Origin of the sequence: Nocardia sp. NBC_01499 (assembly GCF_045040275.1) — a bacterium.
Lineage (GTDB): Bacteria > Actinomycetota > Actinomycetes > Mycobacteriales > Mycobacteriaceae > Nocardia.
The window spans coordinates 1,073,335-1,090,909 of sequence record NZ_CP109426.1 but is presented as its reverse complement, the minus strand read 5'-3'; the positions used below and the strand labels follow the sequence as shown (position 1 = coordinate 1,090,909).

At 66.9% G+C, this 17,575-nt stretch carries 17 protein-coding genes; 9 read left to right on the top strand and 8 right to left on the bottom strand.

All coding sequences use genetic code 11. The features are described 5' to 3' along the window. Positions 1-188: 188 nt before the first annotated feature. Positions 189-602 carry a hypothetical protein gene (locus OG203_RS04915; RefSeq protein WP_405164460.1) on the bottom strand — a complete coding sequence of 138 codons (414 nt, stop codon included), beginning with the start codon at positions 600-602 and terminating at the stop codon, positions 189-191. A gap of 340 nt (positions 603-942) precedes the next feature. Here OG203_RS04915 and OG203_RS04910 point away from each other — a divergent pair, with 340 nt between their 5' ends. After that, a complete protein-coding gene (locus OG203_RS04910; RefSeq protein WP_405164459.1) occupies positions 943-1,179 on the top strand; it encodes a hypothetical protein in 237 nt (78 codons plus the stop codon). A gap of 36 nt (positions 1,180-1,215) precedes the next feature. On the opposite strand, the gene OG203_RS04905 is transcribed toward OG203_RS04910, so the two are convergent. Then, a complete protein-coding gene (locus OG203_RS04905) occupies positions 1,216-1,815 on the bottom strand; it encodes a TetR/AcrR family transcriptional regulator (RefSeq protein WP_405164458.1) in 600 nt (199 codons plus the stop codon). 79 nt (positions 1,816-1,894) lie between these two features. On the opposite strand from OG203_RS04905, the gene OG203_RS04900 reads away from it, so the two are divergent. Continuing rightward, on the top strand, positions 1,895-3,547 hold the full coding sequence (locus tag OG203_RS04900) for an FAD-dependent oxidoreductase (protein WP_405164457.1): 1,653 nt from the start codon (positions 1,895-1,897) through the stop codon (positions 3,545-3,547). A 50-nt stretch (positions 3,548-3,597) separates the two neighbouring features. Next, positions 3,598-4,443 carry a TIGR03621 family F420-dependent LLM class oxidoreductase gene (locus OG203_RS04895; RefSeq protein WP_405164456.1) on the top strand — a complete coding sequence of 282 codons (846 nt, stop codon included), beginning with the start codon at positions 3,598-3,600 and terminating at the stop codon, positions 4,441-4,443. Positions 4,444-4,702: 259 nt separating this feature from the next. Here OG203_RS04895 and OG203_RS04890 read toward each other — a convergent pair whose 3' ends face one another. Then, positions 4,703-5,392: a GntR family transcriptional regulator gene (locus OG203_RS04890; protein WP_405164455.1), complete on the bottom strand. Its 690-nt coding sequence runs from the start codon at positions 5,390-5,392 to the stop codon at positions 4,703-4,705. Between the two features lie 130 nt (positions 5,393-5,522). Here OG203_RS04890 and OG203_RS04885 point away from each other — a divergent pair, with 130 nt between their 5' ends. From OG203_RS04885 to OG203_RS04860, 6 genes are all read left to right on the top strand, one after another. After that, positions 5,523-5,756, top strand: coding sequence for a hypothetical protein (locus OG203_RS04885; protein WP_405164454.1), 234 nt, complete (start codon positions 5,523-5,525; stop codon positions 5,754-5,756). A gap of 65 nt (positions 5,757-5,821) precedes the next feature. Continuing rightward, positions 5,822-6,673: a fumarylacetoacetate hydrolase family protein gene (locus tag OG203_RS04880; RefSeq protein WP_405164453.1), complete on the top strand. Its 852-nt coding sequence runs from the start codon at positions 5,822-5,824 to the stop codon at positions 6,671-6,673. Between the two features lie 26 nt (positions 6,674-6,699). Then, positions 6,700-7,623, top strand: coding sequence for a VOC family protein (locus OG203_RS04875; protein ID WP_405164452.1), 924 nt, complete (start codon positions 6,700-6,702; stop codon positions 7,621-7,623). 36 nt (positions 7,624-7,659) lie between these two features. Further along, on the top strand, positions 7,660-8,172 hold the full coding sequence (locus tag OG203_RS04870; protein ID WP_405164451.1) for an SRPBCC family protein: 513 nt from the start codon (positions 7,660-7,662) through the stop codon (positions 8,170-8,172). A 77-nt stretch (positions 8,173-8,249) separates the two neighbouring features. Further along, positions 8,250-9,602 (top strand): carotenoid oxygenase family protein, encoded by a 1,353-nt coding sequence (locus tag OG203_RS04865; RefSeq protein WP_405164450.1) that lies wholly within the window; start codon positions 8,250-8,252, stop codon positions 9,600-9,602. A gap of 111 nt (positions 9,603-9,713) precedes the next feature. Beyond that, positions 9,714-11,135 carry an MFS transporter gene (locus tag OG203_RS04860; RefSeq protein WP_405164449.1) on the top strand — a complete coding sequence of 474 codons (1,422 nt, stop codon included), beginning with the start codon at positions 9,714-9,716 and terminating at the stop codon, positions 11,133-11,135. 75 nt (positions 11,136-11,210) lie between these two features. Here the strand turns inward: OG203_RS04860 and OG203_RS04855 are convergent, their stop codons facing one another. From OG203_RS04855 to OG203_RS04835, 5 genes are all read right to left on the bottom strand, one after another. After that, on the bottom strand, positions 11,211-11,528 hold the full coding sequence (locus OG203_RS04855) for a hypothetical protein (protein WP_405164448.1): 318 nt from the start codon (positions 11,526-11,528) through the stop codon (positions 11,211-11,213). 98 nt (positions 11,529-11,626) lie between these two features. Further along, the gene (locus OG203_RS04850) at positions 11,627-14,839 is read right to left on the bottom strand and encodes an adenylate/guanylate cyclase domain-containing protein (RefSeq protein WP_405164447.1); all 3,213 of its coding nucleotides are present in this window, start codon (positions 14,837-14,839) and stop codon (positions 11,627-11,629) included. Then, positions 14,836-15,411 carry a GAF domain-containing protein gene (locus OG203_RS04845; protein ID WP_405164446.1) on the bottom strand — a complete coding sequence of 192 codons (576 nt, stop codon included), beginning with the start codon at positions 15,409-15,411 and terminating at the stop codon, positions 14,836-14,838. Before OG203_RS04845 ends, OG203_RS04850 begins: the two co-directional genes overlap by 4 nt. Continuing rightward, entirely contained in the window at positions 15,408-16,220 is an 813-nt protein-coding gene (locus tag OG203_RS04840) for a S8 family serine peptidase (RefSeq protein WP_405164445.1), read from the bottom strand. The genes OG203_RS04845 and OG203_RS04840 overlap by 4 nt, the downstream gene beginning before the upstream one ends. Beyond that, entirely contained in the window at positions 16,207-17,574 is a 1,368-nt protein-coding gene (locus OG203_RS04835) for a radical SAM protein (protein WP_405164444.1), read from the bottom strand. Before OG203_RS04835 ends, OG203_RS04840 begins: the two co-directional genes overlap by 14 nt. Position 17,575: the final 1 nt, after the last annotated feature.

The following is a 17,575-nucleotide window of genomic DNA, read 5'->3' as shown; positions in this document are numbered from 1 at the left end:
GTTGCGGATCTGAACGATCCTGGAGCTGGGATTCCCCCAATGATTACCATCACCGCTACCTGCTCGCAGTCCGTGGGAGCAAGCTGTGGCCCGCACCAGGCCTTGCTTGATCTCGTCGCGGATGATCGCGGCGCAGCCGGACGTTGCTACGGGCATCGTCGAGCAACCATAGGTAGGCGCCGGACTTCTCAATCTCCATTGATGACCCGCCACGATTCCCACCCATGGCAGGCGATGTAGGCGAAGATCGTGAGTGCGGCGACGGTGGAGTCGGTGACCGCGGACTGTATGCCCTCGGTGGTGTTCAGGATGGTCAAGGCGAGCACCGCTACCGCCACCTTGTGGAAGATCACCACTTCCCAGATCACTGGAACCCGACGCGGCCGGTAGGCGAGCATCGCCCACATCACGCTGAACACCAGGTATCCGAAGGTTCGCCAACCCTCCACCAGCAGGCGGTCCTCGCTCACGTCCGCCATCAGGAAGCAGCCGTTGATGAACACCGCGAAGGCGGCTGCGGAGTTCAGGGCCATCAGGCTGCGGCCCAAGCGATCCCACCGCCGAGACGAGGTGCTGAAGAGCGTAGTGGTTCCTGTGGTCACGATCGCGTTCCCTTCGGCGAGAAGGAGTACCGAGAACACCGTTCGCTGCGTCTGCGATACCGACTGGCCACGATCGTGAACACGGCTCGAACCTAGACCGCGGCGACGACCGGCGAAACCGGCCAGTCGGCCGAATAACTCCGCCGACTGGATGGCTGGGGCAGTCGATTGGTCCTCAGCTGCGATGTCGGCCAGACGAACGACGTGAAAGCTGCGGATCTAAGGGAATCCGTTGCGACCGATCCCACCATCCATCGGAAGGGTGCAGCGATCGACCAACGCCGTAGTATTGACCTGACCATCACGGCGTGGCTGGACGAGTGAACGGCGGAGGCGAAGAATGACCGACGAGGAAATCGTCGTCTCGTTCGCCTTGACCAGACTGGATAACGCGAACAGCGACCTCGATCTGGAAGACGTTGCCGCCCTGGTAGTGCGCCGCCTAACCCCCGATCAGATGCTCGACCTCGCCACCCGCAACCTGGCTGCACGAAATGAGCTACGGGGAGCATTGTTCGCGTCCGCGGTCGAGCACGTGCTCAGGACGGTCCTGACCGCCCGGGGGCCTGTCGACTAACGAATGTCAGCCAGGTCTCGAGCACTCCTCGGCGGCTTATGGTGCGGGTCGGATCAAGGGCAGGAAGATGCTGTCGATGATGTCTTCGATATCTGCGTCCGGCATGGGTTGCAGCGTCATGAAGACATGGTGGCGGAGTAAGTCGGCGGGGAGGGTTCGCAGCCTGGGGGTGAGTCTGGCTGGGTCGATCTCGCCGCGTTCGATGGCCGCCGCCAGGATGTCATCGAGGACCGTCTTCTGGCCGCGGAGCGAGATTTCGCGGAGGTCGGCAAGGGTTTCGCCGGTTTCCTGGTAGTAGCCGCCGAGCTGGACGCCCATCACCGTGGCGAGATCGATGCGGGAGTTGTTGACCTCACCCAGCAACGCGATGAGATCCCCGCGCAGGGTTCCGGTTTGTGGCGTCGCGATCGGTCGCCGCGCACTCGCATGCGTGATGGTGGCGTGCAGCAGTTCGCGACGACTGCTCCAGCGGCGGGCGAGCACCGGGCGGCTGGTGCCCGCCCGGCCGGCGACGGCTTCGAGGGTGAATCCGGCGTAGCCGTGCTCGCGCAGTACGGCCCAAGCAGCGTCGAGCAGCGCTTCCTCCAGGACCGCGCCGCGGCGGCGTTGGAGCGATTGAGGGTTACTAGGATGCACTTGTGCATCTTATCAGGCGGGGCTACTCTCGGCTCAGTAAGATGCGTATCCGCATCTAAAGATGTTCGTGGAGGAAGTTGTGAACGCACACGACGCGATCAAGACCGAAGTACTCATCATCGGCGCCGGCCCGGTGGGACTCACGCTGGCGTGCGATCTCGCCCGCCGTGGCGTCGCCTGCCATCTCATCGAGCGGGATGTGGCTGCCAGTCGTGCGTCCAAGGCCAAGGGGATTCAGTCGCGGTCCCTGGAGGTGCTCGACGATCTCGGCGCCGTCGACCATGTCGTGCGGCACGGCGTCGCGAATCTGCCTGTGCGCTTTCACGATCCGTCCGGCGGCGTCGCCGATCGGCCGTCGGTCACGGTCCCGGCCAGGGCCGACTTCCGCACCCCCTATCCCGATATGCTCTGGATCGGGCAGTTCGACGTGGAGCACGCGCTGCGCGAGCGGCTCCATGAGCTCGGCGGTGCGGTGGAGTACGGCGCGGAAGCCATTGGTCTGGTGCAGGATTCGGACCGGGTCTCGGTGACCGTGCGGACCGCGGCGGGCGAGCGCACAATCGGCGCGCGCTATGCCGTTGGCACCGATGGCGGCAAGAGCACGATCCGCCGCCTGATCGGTCTCCCGCTGGAGGGCGAGACCCGCGAGTGCGAGCGCTGGTACCTCGGTGATGTCACCGTCGACGGCCTGCCACGCGACCGCGCCCATGTCTGGACCTCCAGCGCCGGAATGCTCGTCCTCACGCCGCTCCCCAACAGCGATATCTGGCAGCTCCAGAACCGTATCCCGGACGATGCGGAACCAGCCGAGCCGTCCCGCGAACTCTACCAGCAACTGCTCGACGACCGGAACGCCGGGATCGCGCTGACCCGCGCGACCTGGTTGTCGATCTATCGCGTGAATGTGCGCATGGTGTCCGACTATCGTCGCGGTCGGGTGCTGCTCGCCGGCGATGCCGCGCATGTGCATTCGCCCGCCGGCGGACAGGGCATGAACACCGGCATTCAGGACGCCTACAACCTCGGCTGGAAGTTGGGCGCGGTCATCGCGGGTGCGCCCGACGAACTGCTGGACAGCTATGCCGCGGAACGCATCCCCGTCGCCCGGACGGTACTCGAACTGAGCACCAAGCGGCTGGACCGCGTGGTCGACGGCGCGAATGGCGATATGGGTGAAGTGGCCGCCGCGATGGCCGAACTCGCCGACGCCGAGCTGACCACGGGTCTCGGCATCCGCTACGGCGATGAGTCCGCCGCACGCGCTGCGGGCCACCCGGTCGCCGGTGACCGGGCGCCGAACATTACCGGCCTGCGCGGTCCCGACGGCGCTGTCGACCTGTTCGACCTCACCCGCGGTCCGCAGTGGACCCTCCTGGCCTTCGATATCGACGGCAGCGCAACGACTCTCGTCGACAGCATCGAATCGGCCGATCTGCGCGCGTACCGGATCACCACCACCCCCGGCGACGGAATGTTCGACGGTGACGGCGAATTCGAGCGCGTCTACACCACCGAGCCGGGCGAACTGATTCTCATCCGCCCGGACGGCTACCTCGCCGCGCGCGGGGCCGGGGCGGAAGACGGCGCGCGGGCATTACTGCGGTTGATCCCCACGTCGTCGGTGAGCCGCACGGCCGAGTCCGGTGCGAGGTCAAGCGGGGCGATGGCCGCCGTCGTCGAAGCTACGCCCTCTCCCGAGCAACTACAGCCGCTGAATTCACCACTGGGCTGACAGCAGCAGCTGACACGACCCGTAGATCATCCGCATCGCAAAGGATTGCAATGAGTACCAAGGATATTCGGTTCGGCGTCAACCTGAGCTCGACCGGGGGCCGTGCGGCGTGGCAGACCACCGCGCGGCATGCCGAGGAGCTGGGGTACGACGTTCTACTGGCGCCCGACCATCTCGGCAGGCTCACACCGCTCCCCGCGCTGGTGTCCGTCGCGGCGGTGACCAGCCGCGCGAAGTTGGGCACGTTCGTACTCAATACCGGGTTCTACCGGCCCGCGCTGCTGGCCCGAGATGTCGCCGGATTGCACGAACTCACCGACGGGCGTTTCGAACTCGGTCTCGGCGCAGGGTATGTCGCCGAGGAGTTCGAGGCTGCCGGGCTGCAGTTCCCGAGCGCACGCCAGCGGGTCGAGCAGCTGGAGCAAACGGTGCGCGAGGTCGGCAAGGCGCTGAGCGAGGCCGGGCACCGGGTGCCGGTAATGATCGCCGGTCAGGGCGACCGGCTGCTCACCGTTGCGGCGCGACATGCCGACATCATCAACATCTCCCTCAGCACAAGCGCCACCCCCGAACAACCCGACCCACTCGCCGGGCGGATCGAGCTCATCCGCCGCGTGGCCGGCGACCGTATCGCCGATATCGAACTGTCCCTTGTCCTGCCGACGGTCCATATCGGCGGGGTCGACGACATCGATCTGCCCCAGCTCCGACGAATCCACCCCGGCCTGTCCGATGCGGAAATCCGGTGCCTGCCCGGCGTCGTCCACGGCTCCGCCACCGATATCGCCAACACGCTGCGCCACTACCGCGACACCTATGGCATCACCTACTTCGTCACCATGGGCATCGGCGAAAATCTGACCTCACTCGGCCGCGTCATCAGCGAATTCCGCTGATAGACAACGTCACTCGATGCACTGCTCCGCACCGACTCCGCCAGGATCGGTGCGGAGCCCGTCGACCGGCGACCGGCGAGTTGGAGGTCGCAACGGTCGCGGATTTCGGCTCACCCGAAGCGCGCGGCGTTCGACGACGGACTCGCCGACCGGTCGTGACGTGCCGCATGACGCAAGCCGCGCGGAAACCGGTGGGCCACCAGTCGGGCGTGGATGTCGTGGCCTGATTACCGATCGGCCGGCCCGCGGACGGTTTCATTCATTCGTCCCGATTTGGTTGGTCGGGTGCGCAGCTGATCAGTAGCCGGGTGGTGTGGGTGATGTGGTCGCGGAGTAGTTGCTGTGCGTGGTCGGCGTCGCGGGCGAGCACGGCGTCGAGCAGGGCTCGGTGTTCGGCGGCGACGTCGCGGCCGGGTTCGTTACCCAGGGACACCGACCACTGCCGGTACAACTCGGCCTCCTGCCGCAGCGACCGCGCCGTGTCGAGCAGCCGCTGGTTGGCGCAACCCGCCAGCAGTGCGTAGTGAAAGGCGGCGTGGGCTTGCGACCATTCGTCGGTCGGATGGTCCGGATCCGCCGGATCGCGGTAGCGGGTGCGTTCCAGAAGGTGGTGTGCGGCAACGGCATCGGCCTCCCATGGCATATCGCCCTCCAGTACGGATATCCGTAGGACCAGGGATTCTATCTCCGCCCGCGCCTGCGTCAGCTCGGCCAGGTCTCGGTGCGACAGCGGCCGGACCTGGTAGCCCTGATGCGCCTTCGTCACCACCAGTCCCTCGGCGACCAGCCGCGTCAGCACCTCGCGGGTGGCGCCGACGCTCACCTGGTAGCGGTCGGCCAGGTCCGGGAACTTGAGCCGTTCGCCCGGTACCAGCCGACCGCCGAGGATGTCGGCCCGCAACGCCTGGTGGATGCCGTCGGTGCGGGTCGTCCCGTCGCTCTTCGCCATGCACTCACTCTAGCAGTTTACGAATGTCTCTTGCACTTTCGAAAGTTTGCGGATACTTTCGAAAGTGTCACCAGCTCGGCGGTTCGGGAGTCGGAAACCCGTGCCGAGCAACGTCATTCGAGGAGTTGCCATGCGCTCGCGCACCGTTCACCGTCCGTCCGTGCTCCGCGGCGGGACTGTCCTCACCATGGATTCGCGCCGGACCGTTCTCGAAGGCCACGACGTGCTCGTGGTCGACGGCCGGATCGTCAAGCGCGAGCACCGCCTGGTCGGCGCCGACCTGGTCGGTGCCCGTCGTGCGGTGCAGGCGACGGTCGACTACCTGCGCGCCGAGATCGGTGCGGTCCGCGGCCACCCACGGTGACCCGGTTCCGACGCCTCGTTGACCCTTCCGAACTCGTTCACATCTCTTGGTCAGGAGTCACCATCATGCGTTTCGCCACCATCTCGAACCGGCTGTCGCTGATCACCGCGTCCGATACCGTCATCGACCTCGCCCGCACCAGCCGCGGCTGGTTCGGCCCGAATATCCAGGACGCCTACGAGCACTGGGACGAACTGCTCGAGTTCTGCACGACCGTCACCGAGGCGGGGACACCGTTATCGGACGTTGCGGCAACGGAATTCGGCAATCCGGCCCCCCATCCCCGGCAGCTGTTCGCCATCGGCCTCAACTACGCCGACCACGCCGCGGAGTCGTCGTTCGCGGTGCCCGAGGAACCGCCGGTGTTCACCAAATTCGCGACCTCGCTGGCCAATCCGTACGGGACGATCACGCTGGTGCCTGGCAAGGTGGACTGGGAGGTCGAGTTGGTCGTCGTGCTCGGCCGCCCGGCGCATCGCGTCGCCGCCGCCGACGCGTGGCGTTACGTCGCGGGTGTCACTGTGGGTCAAGACATTTCGGAGCGCGTCCGGCAGCAGGCGGGCCCGGCGCCCCAGTTCAGCATGGGCAAGTCCTTTCCGGGCTTCGGGCCGATCGGGCCGATGCTGGTCACCCCGGACGAGTTCGACGACCCCGACGATCTGGAACTGGGCTGCCTGATCAACGGCGAGCAGATGCAGAAGGGCCGGACCTGCGACATGATCTTCCCGGTGCCCGAGCTGATCGCGCGGCTGTCGGCGATCACATCACTGCTGCCCGGCGATGTCATCTTCACCGGTACCCCCGCCGGGGTCGGGTTCGGCCGCACCCCGCAGCGGTATCTCGCCCCCGGCGACGAACTGGTCAGTTACGTTCGCGGCGTCGGCGAGATGCGTCACCTGCTGGTCGCCGGACACTGAATCATCCCGAATTCCCTGGAGAAACAATGGCATTACACCGACTGTCGTCGGTCACCATCGGCGTACCCGATCCGGCCGCGACCCGCGACTACTACACCGAATTCGGGCTCGCACCCCGACCGGATGGCTGGCTGGCCACCCGCGACGGCGGCGACCAACTCCGGCTCATCCGCACACCGTCCCGGCGACTGGCCGAAATCGTCATCGGCGCCGACGATTCCGACGATCTCGACGCGGTGGCCGCCCGCCTGCACACGCTCGGCCTGCCGGTGCAGCGCACCGCCGACTCGGTCGCCACCACCGAACCGATCGCCAATTTCCGTGCCGTGGTGCGGATCTCGAACCGCCTGACCCAACCCGCCGCACCGGCGACCCCGTACAACGGGCCCGGCCGCATCGAACGCAGCGGCGCCCGCGCCCCCGGTGTGCTGCGCGAGGATCCGATACGGCCGCGCAAGCTCGGCCACGCGGTCCTCGGCTCGGTGGACTACGCGGCCACCCGCCGCTTCTTCGTCGACGGCCTGGGTTTCAAGCTCTCCGACGAGATCAAGGGCGAAGGCGCGTTCCTGCGCTGTTCCACCGACCACCACAACGTGCTTGTGCTCAATGCGCCGGTCAACTTCCTGCACCACACCTCGTGGCAGCTCGACGATATCGATGACGTCGGCCGCGGTGCCACCGCCATGCTCGAAGGCAACCCGGAACGACACGTCTGGGGTCTGGGACGCCACCATGCGGGCTCGAATTTCTTCTGGTACCTCAAGGATCCAGCGGGCAACTTCTCCGAGTACTACTCCGACATGGACTCGATCATCGACGACCAACTCTGGACCCCGGAGGTCTTCACCGGCGCCCAGGGCCTGTTCAGCTGGGGCCCGCCACCACCTCCGTCGTTCCTGCACCCCGAAGACCTCGCCGCGCTGATGACCGGCGCACATCACGCCGGATAGCGGCCTGCACAAGACACAACCCAAGAAGGAGAGATCATGTCTGACCTGTACGTACCCCAGATCCCGGACAACCTGAACGTCCGGTTCGTCGAGAACCGCATCGTCGTCGAACGCCCGGCGCAGGTCGTCTACGACTGGGCGACCACCTGGTCGAATCTGCCGAAGTGGCTGCCATTCGCGTCGGGAACCGAGGTGCGCCGCGGCACCGACGGCGTCCCCGCCGAACTCGGAGATGTGCTGCTGGAGTACATCTTTCCGGAGCTGAACGAGAAGCCGAAGGAATACACCGTGGTGGCGCGGGTGCCCGGCAAACTGTGGACGGTCGTCGGCCGCGACGTGCTCGACGACGATGTCCCGGCTGCGGCGATGCACGCGATCGCCACCTTCACCACCTTCGACCTCGGCGACGGCACGACGCTGTTCTGCCGCCTGTTCGAGCGGCTGATCCCCGACACCGAACCGCCCGGCCCGCACCCGGTCGAAGACCCGGCACAAATCCAACCCGGACTGGAACTGTTGAAGGCGCACATCGAAGCCACGGCCGGATAATTGACGACGGAAACCCTTGGCATGGGTGCCTTCTCGGATCCCACCCCTGTCACTCGAGCGAATCATTAGGTACCCCGATGAACAGCGACATCACGCTTGCCAAGCCCTACCTGACCGGCCACTACCAGCCCGTGCCGGACGAGGTGACCGCGCACAATCTGCAGGTGCGCGGGACCATCCCCACCGAACTGCACGGCCGCTACTTCCGCAACGGCCACAACCCGAAACCCGGTGACACACCGACACATTGGTTCAAAGGCGCGGGCATGCTGCACGGCCTGCGGCTGCGTGACGGTCAGGCCGAGTGGTACCGCAACCGGTGGGTGAAGACGCCCGCCTTCGACGGCGCACCCTATATCCGCGAGGACGGCAGCATCGACTTGACCGCCAGTGTGGCGGGCACCCACATCATCGAGCACGCCGGGCGCATCCTGGCGCTGCAGGAGTCGAACCTGCCGTTCGAGGTGACGCCGGAGCTGGATACGGTCGGCGCCTACGACTTCGGCGGCAAGCTGAAAACCGCGATGACCGCGCACCCGAAGGTGGACCCGGTCACCGGTGAACTGCATTTCTTCGCCTACTCCCCGGTCGCGCCGCACCTGATCTACTACATCGCCTCCGCCGACGGCGACCTGCGCCACCAGCAGATCGTCGAGGGGGCGGGCCCGTCACTGATGCACGACTTCGCGATCACCGAGCACTACGCGGTGTGGCTGGACCTGTCGGTGACCTTCAACCCCGCCGAAACCTCCGGCATCCCTTACCGGTGGGACGACGCCTACCAGGCACGCATAGGTATCCTGCCCCGTACCAGTACCGGTCCGGTGCGCTGGTTCGACGTGGAACCCGGTGCGATGCTGCATGTTTCGAATGCCTACGAGGACGCGGCCGGGCGGGTCGTCGTGGAAGGCCCCCGGCTGGACCGGTCGGCCTGGGAGACATCGTGGAAGTGGTGGATCGGCGCACCCGGATACCCGACCGACCCGGTCGCCGGGGCTCTACAGTACCGCTGGGTCCTCGAACCCGGGCAGACCATTGCACGCGAGGAAATGATGGACTCGCTGGTCACCGAATTCCCGACCATCAACGACGACTACGTCGGGCGCCGCAACCGCTACAGCTACGCGGTCGCCTACCCCGGCTCCGGATCCGACGGTGTGGGAATCGTCAAGTACGACAACGACACCGGCGCACGCCTGCTTGCCCCGACCGGTGCGGGCCGTATCCCCGGTGAAGCCGTTTTCGTCCCAGCCACCGACGCCACGGGCGAAGACGACGGCTACCTGCTCACCCTCGTCGGCGACCGCGCAGGCAAGGCGTCGGAGCTGCTCGTCCTCGACGCCCGCGACTTCACCGCACCGCCGATCGCGGCCGTCGAACTGCCCCGGCACGTGCCCGGCGGTATCCACGGATCTTGGATCGCGGACTGATCGGCGTTTCTACCTGCGGCACAACCGAATTCGTTAGGACAACCGCAGGTGGCCGTCCGATGGCCACCGAGCCGTCGGACGGCCACCTGTGCATGGACCCGGAGACAGATCATGACCCCCCGACTACAGCCCGCCCCCGTAAACCGAACCCCCATCCCGTCGGCCCGGGCATGGATCGGGCTCACCGTCCTGGCCACCGCACAGTTCCTGGTCGTGCTGACCACCTCGATCGTCAATGTCGCCCTGCCCGACATCGGGCGCGGGCTCGAACTGTCACCCATCGGGCTCTCCTGGGTCGTCAACGGCTACGTACTCGCGTTCGGGGCCCTGCTGCTGCTTGGCGGTCGACTCGGCGACGTATTCGGACGGCGGCGGGTATTCCTTACCGGCACAGCGATTTTCACGGCCAGCTCGATCGTGGCGGGACTCGCCCCCACCGCCGCGGTCCTCCTCGCCGCCAGAGTCGGACAGGGGGTGGGCGCGGCACTGCTCGCCCCGACTGCGCTCGCACTGGTGCTGACGTTATTTCCCGCAGGCGCTGGTCGCGCGCGGGCAATCGGGGTATGGGGCGCGGTATCGGGAATCGGCGGTGTCGCCGGCGTGCTCTCGGGCGGCCTCCTGACCGGCGTATTCGGCTGGCGCGCAGTATTTTTCATCGGCGCACCGGTGGCGTTCGCGGTGCTGGCCGCCACGATATCGCTGGTACCCGCCGACCTTCCGGCGGGCGGCCGGATCGACCTGTGGGGCGCGGCCACCGTGACCGGTGGACTCGCCGCACTCACCTACGCGCTGTCGGTCGGCGGGCAATACGGCTGGACCACGCCCCGCGTCATCGCCCCACTGATCGCGGCGGTATTACTGCTCATCCTCTTCGCCGAATCACAGCGGCGGCTATCGCAGCCGCTCGTCGCGCCCGCGATCCTGCGCATCGGCGGGGTACTGACCGCGAACATTGTCATGACACTGCTCGGCGCGGTATGGCTGGGGCTGTTCTACTTCCTCCCGCTCTACCAGCAGAAGGTGCTCGGCTACACACCGATCCAAGCCGGCCTCACCCAACTGCCGCTGGCGATCATGATCACAGCCGCCTCCACGATCACACCGAAACTGGCTCGACACCTCAACACTCGCGCCCTGCTGGCCACCGCACTGGCACTGCTCGCGGCCGGGCTGGCCTGGCTCGCACGCACCCCCGTCGACGGGCGATTCCTCACCGACATAGCCGCCCCCTCACTCCTCATCGGCACCGGACAAGGCATCGCGTTCGTTCTACTCACCGCACGAGCCACCGCCGGTGTACCCACCGAACACGCCGGACTGGCCGGCGGACTGATCAACACCACCCGTCAAATCGGCGGCGCACTAGGGCTGGCCGGACTACTCGCCATCACCACCGCGGCCGGCGACTCCGGCAACCACCCCACCGCATCGCACCTCGCCAACGCCTACGGCACCGCGTTCACCGCCACCGCGGCCATCGCCGCAGCCGCGGCCCTACTGGCCGCTATCCTCCGCGACAGACCGGCCCGGTGAACGGCTCTGGCCGCGCGCACATGACCACTCGTGTGGACCTGAGCCGGGTGCGAGTCGCCGGATGGTGGCGACCGCTCAGGCTGCGGGCCGCATGTGTCGCTGTGCCCATTCTTCGAAGCTGGTGAGTGGGATGTCGAGGTCTCTGGCGTATTGCGGGCGGCCCGGCTGGCCGGCCACGTTGAGCCACTCGTGCGAGGCGCCCATCGCCGGCATTCCGGCGGCGATGGCCTGTTCCTCGGTCATGTCCGGTGCGGACAGCTGCGTGTCCAGAGCGTGGGAGAGGACCTCGGCGATCTCTGTCATCGACAGGTAGTCGCTCGCCAGTTCCAGCTCGACCCCGTCGAAGCGCTGCGGCGCGGCGATGGCCGCGGCGGCCGCGCGTCCGGCGGCCAACGCGGCCTCGATGAGGTTGACGGCGGTCTCGGTGCTGTGGCTGGAGTAGGGGTGTAGGACCGGTGGTCAGTGAGGTGTCGGCTCGAGCAGCGTGGTGATCATCGGATAGCGCCCAGCTGGTCCAACCGTCGCAGAAATCGCCTGTCCCGCAATCGTTCCAGCGTCGCACGGGCGGCGGGCAGCTGGGAGCGGTCGCCGGTTCGTTGCGCGTGGACCAGTCGCAGGCGGGCCGCGGCGACGGGACGGCCGAGGTCGTCGAGGGCGGTGATGCAGGCGGCCAAGGCAATGTCGTTGTTGTCGCGCAGGGCCTGGGCCACCTCGGGAACGCCGGAGCGGTACGCGGCGCCGTTCGCGGCGGCGGCCGCGATGGCGGCGGGGGAGCTGAGCAGGCCCCGTTCGTTGTTGAAGGCCACGAAACTCAGTGCCTGGGAGCCGAATTCGGCGCCGTCGACGGCATCGGCGTTGGAGCCGTCGCGCAGTTCCAATGCCAGCAGGGCGCGACCGGCGGCGAGCAGGGTTGGCACGGTTTGCAAGCAGTCGAGTATGAGGCGGGCGAATCCGTTGGCGCCCTGACGATCTTCCCGCGCGAGCGCGATGCGGACGAGGGCGAAGAAGCCCTCGACGCACAGGGCCGCGTCCTGGGGTGAGGCGGTGGTCTGCTCGTATATTCGGGCAAGCTGCGCGCCGAGCCGTTCCGCGGTGGCCCACTCGCCCGCCGCGTAGGCGACCGCTATGCCGTGGGCGAGGGGGTGTGCCAGATGTGGGTCGTGGTCGCTGTGCTGGTGGCGGCCGGCCTCCTGTTCGATCGCCGTCAGCCCGGCGACCGGATTGCCAAGGGCCGCATGGGCTCTGGCCATCATCGCCAGGGCGTCACCGAGTTCGTGCGGTGGCAGGTCGGGCAGCATCAGTCGTTCGCGGCAGAATCCGAGTGCCGTGTCGGGCATGTGCAAGAAGGTGGCGGCGATATGGCAGCCGTCCAGGGCCTCGTTGGCCGCCACCACATCGCCGATCGCAAGGAAGTGCGCGACGATGGCGCGGCCCTCGGCAAGCAGCGCGGCGGGGTCGGCCCGCACGACGAAGTCGCCGTCCACGACCGCCATGGGTTGCCGATCGAAGAATAAGAACAGATCGACCGTCCGCAGGCGCAACACCTCGTCGCGGCCGACGCCGTCGGTGGCCAACCGGTGGGCCTCGACATAGTGCCGCAGAATCGTCTTCCGATCGACTCGCATCCGCGACATCAGCCCGCAACGCAGCCACAGCAGCAACAGCTTTCGTCGAATCCGGACCGCGGCCTCGTGGAACGTGTCGTCTCCAGGGCCGGCGTTCGTCAGCTGCCGGAGGGCATTCTCGTAGGCGGACACCGCGGCCGGTGAGATGCCAGACACCGCACCCAACAGCTCGAACAGCTCCGGTGACCGCTCGGGCGCCGCGATCGCCAGTGCGCCCTCGAGGAAGGTCTGCGCGTCCACCGCCAGACCGGCGCTGCTGGATACGGTCGCCGCCGTCATCAGATCACCCACCGCGGCACCGGATTCGAACGGCAGCTGGACCGGAATGGTCGACCGGCGGCTCGCCTCGATCGCGGACAGATAGTGCTTTCCGATCATCACCGACAGTCGGTGCGATCGGCGATCGAGATCGGTGAGCATTCCGGCGATTCCGGAATGCAGTTCGATGCGCACCGCCCGCGACAGTGCGCCGTAGACGATATCCCGGACGATCGGCTGCCCGATCGCCAGTCGCCCGCCCGCCTCGGCGCGAACGACATCCTTGGTCATCAGCTCGTGGATACCCGCCTCCACCTCCGGCCGATCCCACTCGGCCAGCAGATCGGCGTAGCGCTCCGGCGGAAGCACCGCGTCCGCCACCGCGACGAGTTTGAGAACGTCTCGGGCACAGGCGGTGAGCAGATCCAGGCGGGCCAAGACCGCGGCATGCACCGTATCGGGCAGCGGCGGTTCCGGCACCGTCGGATCGACGGCGCTCTGGGTGGCGGAGCGGACGAATTCGAGAACGAAGAACGGATTGCCGCCGGACCTGGCCGCGATGAGGTCGATGAGCCGCGCGGACTGCCCGGTCAGATAGCGCGCGGCGATCCCGCGTGTCTGCTCGTCGGTCAACTGCGGCAACGATAATCGCGTATGCCGGTCACGCCGCCGAGCCAAGCTCGGTCGGCGATCGAGGAGTTCTGGACGGGCCGCGAGCACGACGAGCAGCCGCGAATCGGACCGCTGATGCGTAGCCTGCGCGGCCACCTCGAGCACGAGTTCACTGACCTGATGGGCGTTGTCGATCAGCACAACGACCTGTCGCCCGTGGACGGCGAGCGCGGTCAGCACCCGCAGCGCCGTCACCATGGCGGTGCCGTCGGCGCCGATCCGCCCGCCGTCGCCGACCGCGGCCATGATCTCACGGGTGTAGGCGTCGGCCTGCGCCGCGGTGTGGCCCCCATCAGTGAACACCCGATGGACCCGTGCGGCGTCGACATCGTCCCCGAGCAATCCGCCGATCAGCGATCGCACCTGCTCGCTGCTCGCCTGCGCATGCTGCGCGACGACCACCCACACCACCTCGAACCCGAGCTTCGAGGGCAGCTGTGCGGCGAATTCCTCGATCAGCCTGGTCTTTCCGAGACCGCTCGGCGCGAGGACGGTGACCAGTTCGGCGCGGTGGTACTCGACGACGCGTTTGGCCGCCTGCCGCAGCTGGAACAGTTCCTGTCGGCGTCCGACCAGCGGAGGCCGCTCGACCCGTCGCGTCGTCCTGGTACCAAGGACCCCGCACGCGACCGCGGCGGCGGCCTTGCCTTTCATGTGCACTTCTCGCGGCGGCCCGAACTCGAAAGCCTCGTCGGCCGCGAGGAATACGCGCTCGCTGACGAGGATCTCGTCCGGCTCGGCCGCCTGCTGTAGCCGCGCCGCCGTATTCATCGTGTCCCCGGACGCCAGGAAATGATCCGCCGTCGAATCCGGATTGGTCACGACCTCACCGAGATTGACCCCGATCCGGAGCCGGAACAGCGAGCCGAGGATCTCGTCGCGACGGACCGCCTCGCGGAGATTCAGTGCCGCTGCCACGGCGCGTTCGGATTCGTCGCCGAACGCCCGCGGAATTCCGAAGACGGCGACTACGGCGTCGCCGATGAATTTCTCCAGCCGCCCCTCGGCCTGATCCATCACTGCGACCGCATGCTCGAAATATCGGCCCATCAGGGTCCGCGTGTCCTCCGGATCCATACCGTCGGCCAGCGCTGTCGATCCGACGACGTCGGCGAACAGCACCGCAACCAGTCGTCGCTCCTCGGTCATAGGATGACGGCGGCAACGGCCGCGATCATTCCGCTGACCTCCGACACCTTGTCATCGGGTATCCGGTCGAGCAGTTCGGCGAATTCGCGGGTGGCCGCGGCACGCTGGGCGAAATCCGGGGAAAACTCGCGCGGCACCATGGACAGGATCAGCACGGCCTGGTTGGCCAATTCCGACAGCATCTCGAGAGCAACGATGTCGTCCAGCTCGGCCACCGGATCGAGCACCTCCATCACGCCGACGATGTCACCGCGCCTGATCAACGGAATCGCCATGATGACGTCCGGGATGTACCCGGTCGCCGAGGCGGTGTGCAGATCGAAGCGGCTGTCCGAGGAGACCTCGCGCACCACGATGGGTTCGCCGGAGTCGGCCACCCAGCCGACGATGCCCTTCCCGGCAGGCACTTCCATGCCGATGATCTGATCCTCCCCGGCGCCCGAGGCCGCCTCGAAGACGAAGGCGTTGCGGTCCTCCCGATAGAGGAAGACCGACGCCGCGGCGGAGGAGAACGATAATCGGGCCAGTCTTACCGTTGAACGCAGCGCCTCCTCATAGTCGGTGATGTTCATGGGAGATCTCCTTCCAAGTTGTCCGACATGACGGCGAGGACATGTCGGAGCTGGGTCGTGCGGAATTCCGGATGTTCCCCCAGAATTCGCGCGCAGATTCCGGTGATATGCGGCGTCGCGAAGCTGTTGCCGGACACCACCCTGGTGCCTCCATCCGGCCAGGCCACCCGGATACGGACGCCAGCACCGAAGAATTCGACGGGCGGATTCGGATTCGTCTCGACGCGCAACGGGTCCTGATGGTTGTGTGAGCCAACGGAGATCACCGAAGAGAATCGCCACGGATAGCTCGACACCGGACTGTTGTGCGCGGCCGCGATGAAGGTCACTCCCTCGAAATAGGCCTGATCGGTGAGGTCGTGCAGGGCCTCCTTCACGGCACTGCGCTGGGTGGACAGGCTCAGGCTGATCAACGGGAACCGCTGTTCCACCGCCCAGCGCAGCCCGGCGAACAGACCGGCGCCGCTACCCCGGTTGTTGCCGCCGAGGACGCGCAGGCTTGTCAATTCGCATTCCGGCGCCACGGCCCGGATGATGCCGGCGCATGCGGTCCCGTGTCCGGTGGGATCACCGCCGTCGTCGGGATCGACGCCCCAGCTCCCGTCCCGCTCGACGATGCGGTACGAGTCGACCAGCGCGCCGAGCAGCGAATGGCGGCGATCGACTCCGCTGTCGACGACGCATACCCGCACACCACGGCCACCGCCGTGCCCGACGGCCCAGTCCCGGTCCTCGCGCCGCGATGCGGCGATGCGTGCGGCGGGAAATCCCGCCCCGATCGAGGTGTGGGCGAACCTAATTACTCGCATCGGTCACCTCGGGTAAGGACTCGAGACCGAGGTTGCCGGTGGCATGCAGATGCAGCCGGTCCAGGAAATTGAATTTGAAGCTGGGACAGGGCAGATGACCCTCCCGCCAGAGTTTGGGGCAGCTACCGCCGCACACCGGCAGGAACGGGCAGCGATGGCAGGGCTGCGCCTCGTCGGCCACCTGGTCGTACCAGTCGTCGAACTGCCCGACCGGCCGCGGTGCCGCGCCGACCAGATCCTCGGTCCTGGCCAGTACTCCGGTATCGCGTACCCCCGGCACCAGGGGATATTCGGTGCAGGAGTAGACCTTTCCGGTGGGGTCGTGTAGCTCGGCGCCCCGTGAGGTCGCCAGGCATGTCGAGGATTTCACGCCAGGCAGCAGCACGCGCGAGAAGCCGAGATCGGCCACCTTCCGCAGCAGGACCAGCTCGCGTTCGGCGAAACTCTTGATCCCGAGTTCCACGTTGGAGACATCGTTACCCCAGGAATGAACCGGCGCGAGTTGCACGGTGAATCTCGGCACGTTCAGTCCCGCGGCGGCGAGATCGTCGAGCAGCCGCGGGATGTGCGGCTCGTTCTCGTTGTCCACGTTGACGCGAATGTTGATGCGCAGTCCGGGAATCAGATCCGCGCGGGCGATCTCGCCGAGCACCGCGACGCACTTGTGGAAGGAATTCATGCCGTTCTTGAGGATCCGCCGCCGGTCGTGGATCTCCTGCGGTCCGTCGATGGTGATATCGACGTGGCGCAGGCGGCATTGCTCGTGCAGTTCGGTCAGTTTCCGGACACTGATCAGACTGCCGTTGGTCGGCATCTGGGCGCGATACTCCGTGCCCGTCTCCGCCGCTTTCGCGACGAACCGCTCACTCATCTCGACGATCAGGCGGTAGGCAAGCAACGGCTCACCGCCGAACCAGTTGACGGAAACGACCTCGGTGTCCGGGGATTCCATCACCGACTCCACCCTGCGCACCAGCCGTTCGGTCCGCTCGGGATTATGCCGGGTCCGGAAATGCTCTTGACCGCAGTATGAGCAGCCCATATTGCAGTACGCCGTCGGCATGATCGCGAATGTCCTGCGGCGCAACGACTCACGTGGATCGGTGAACACTGCGAGCACGTCGTCGAGTTCGTTGCGCGACGCGTCGACGACCACGCCCATGCGCACTAACTCCGCGAGCGTGGCCGGTGCGATCGCGGCGATATCCCCGGTCCGCAGCCGGTCGGCGGTCTCCCGATCCACCGAGAAGGCCTTACCGGCGCGGGTCGAGAAGCCAACGCGGACAACGGAATCGTCCGCTCGACGGTAGGCGCGATCACCGAGGACCAGATAGCGGCTGGCTACCATGTTCATG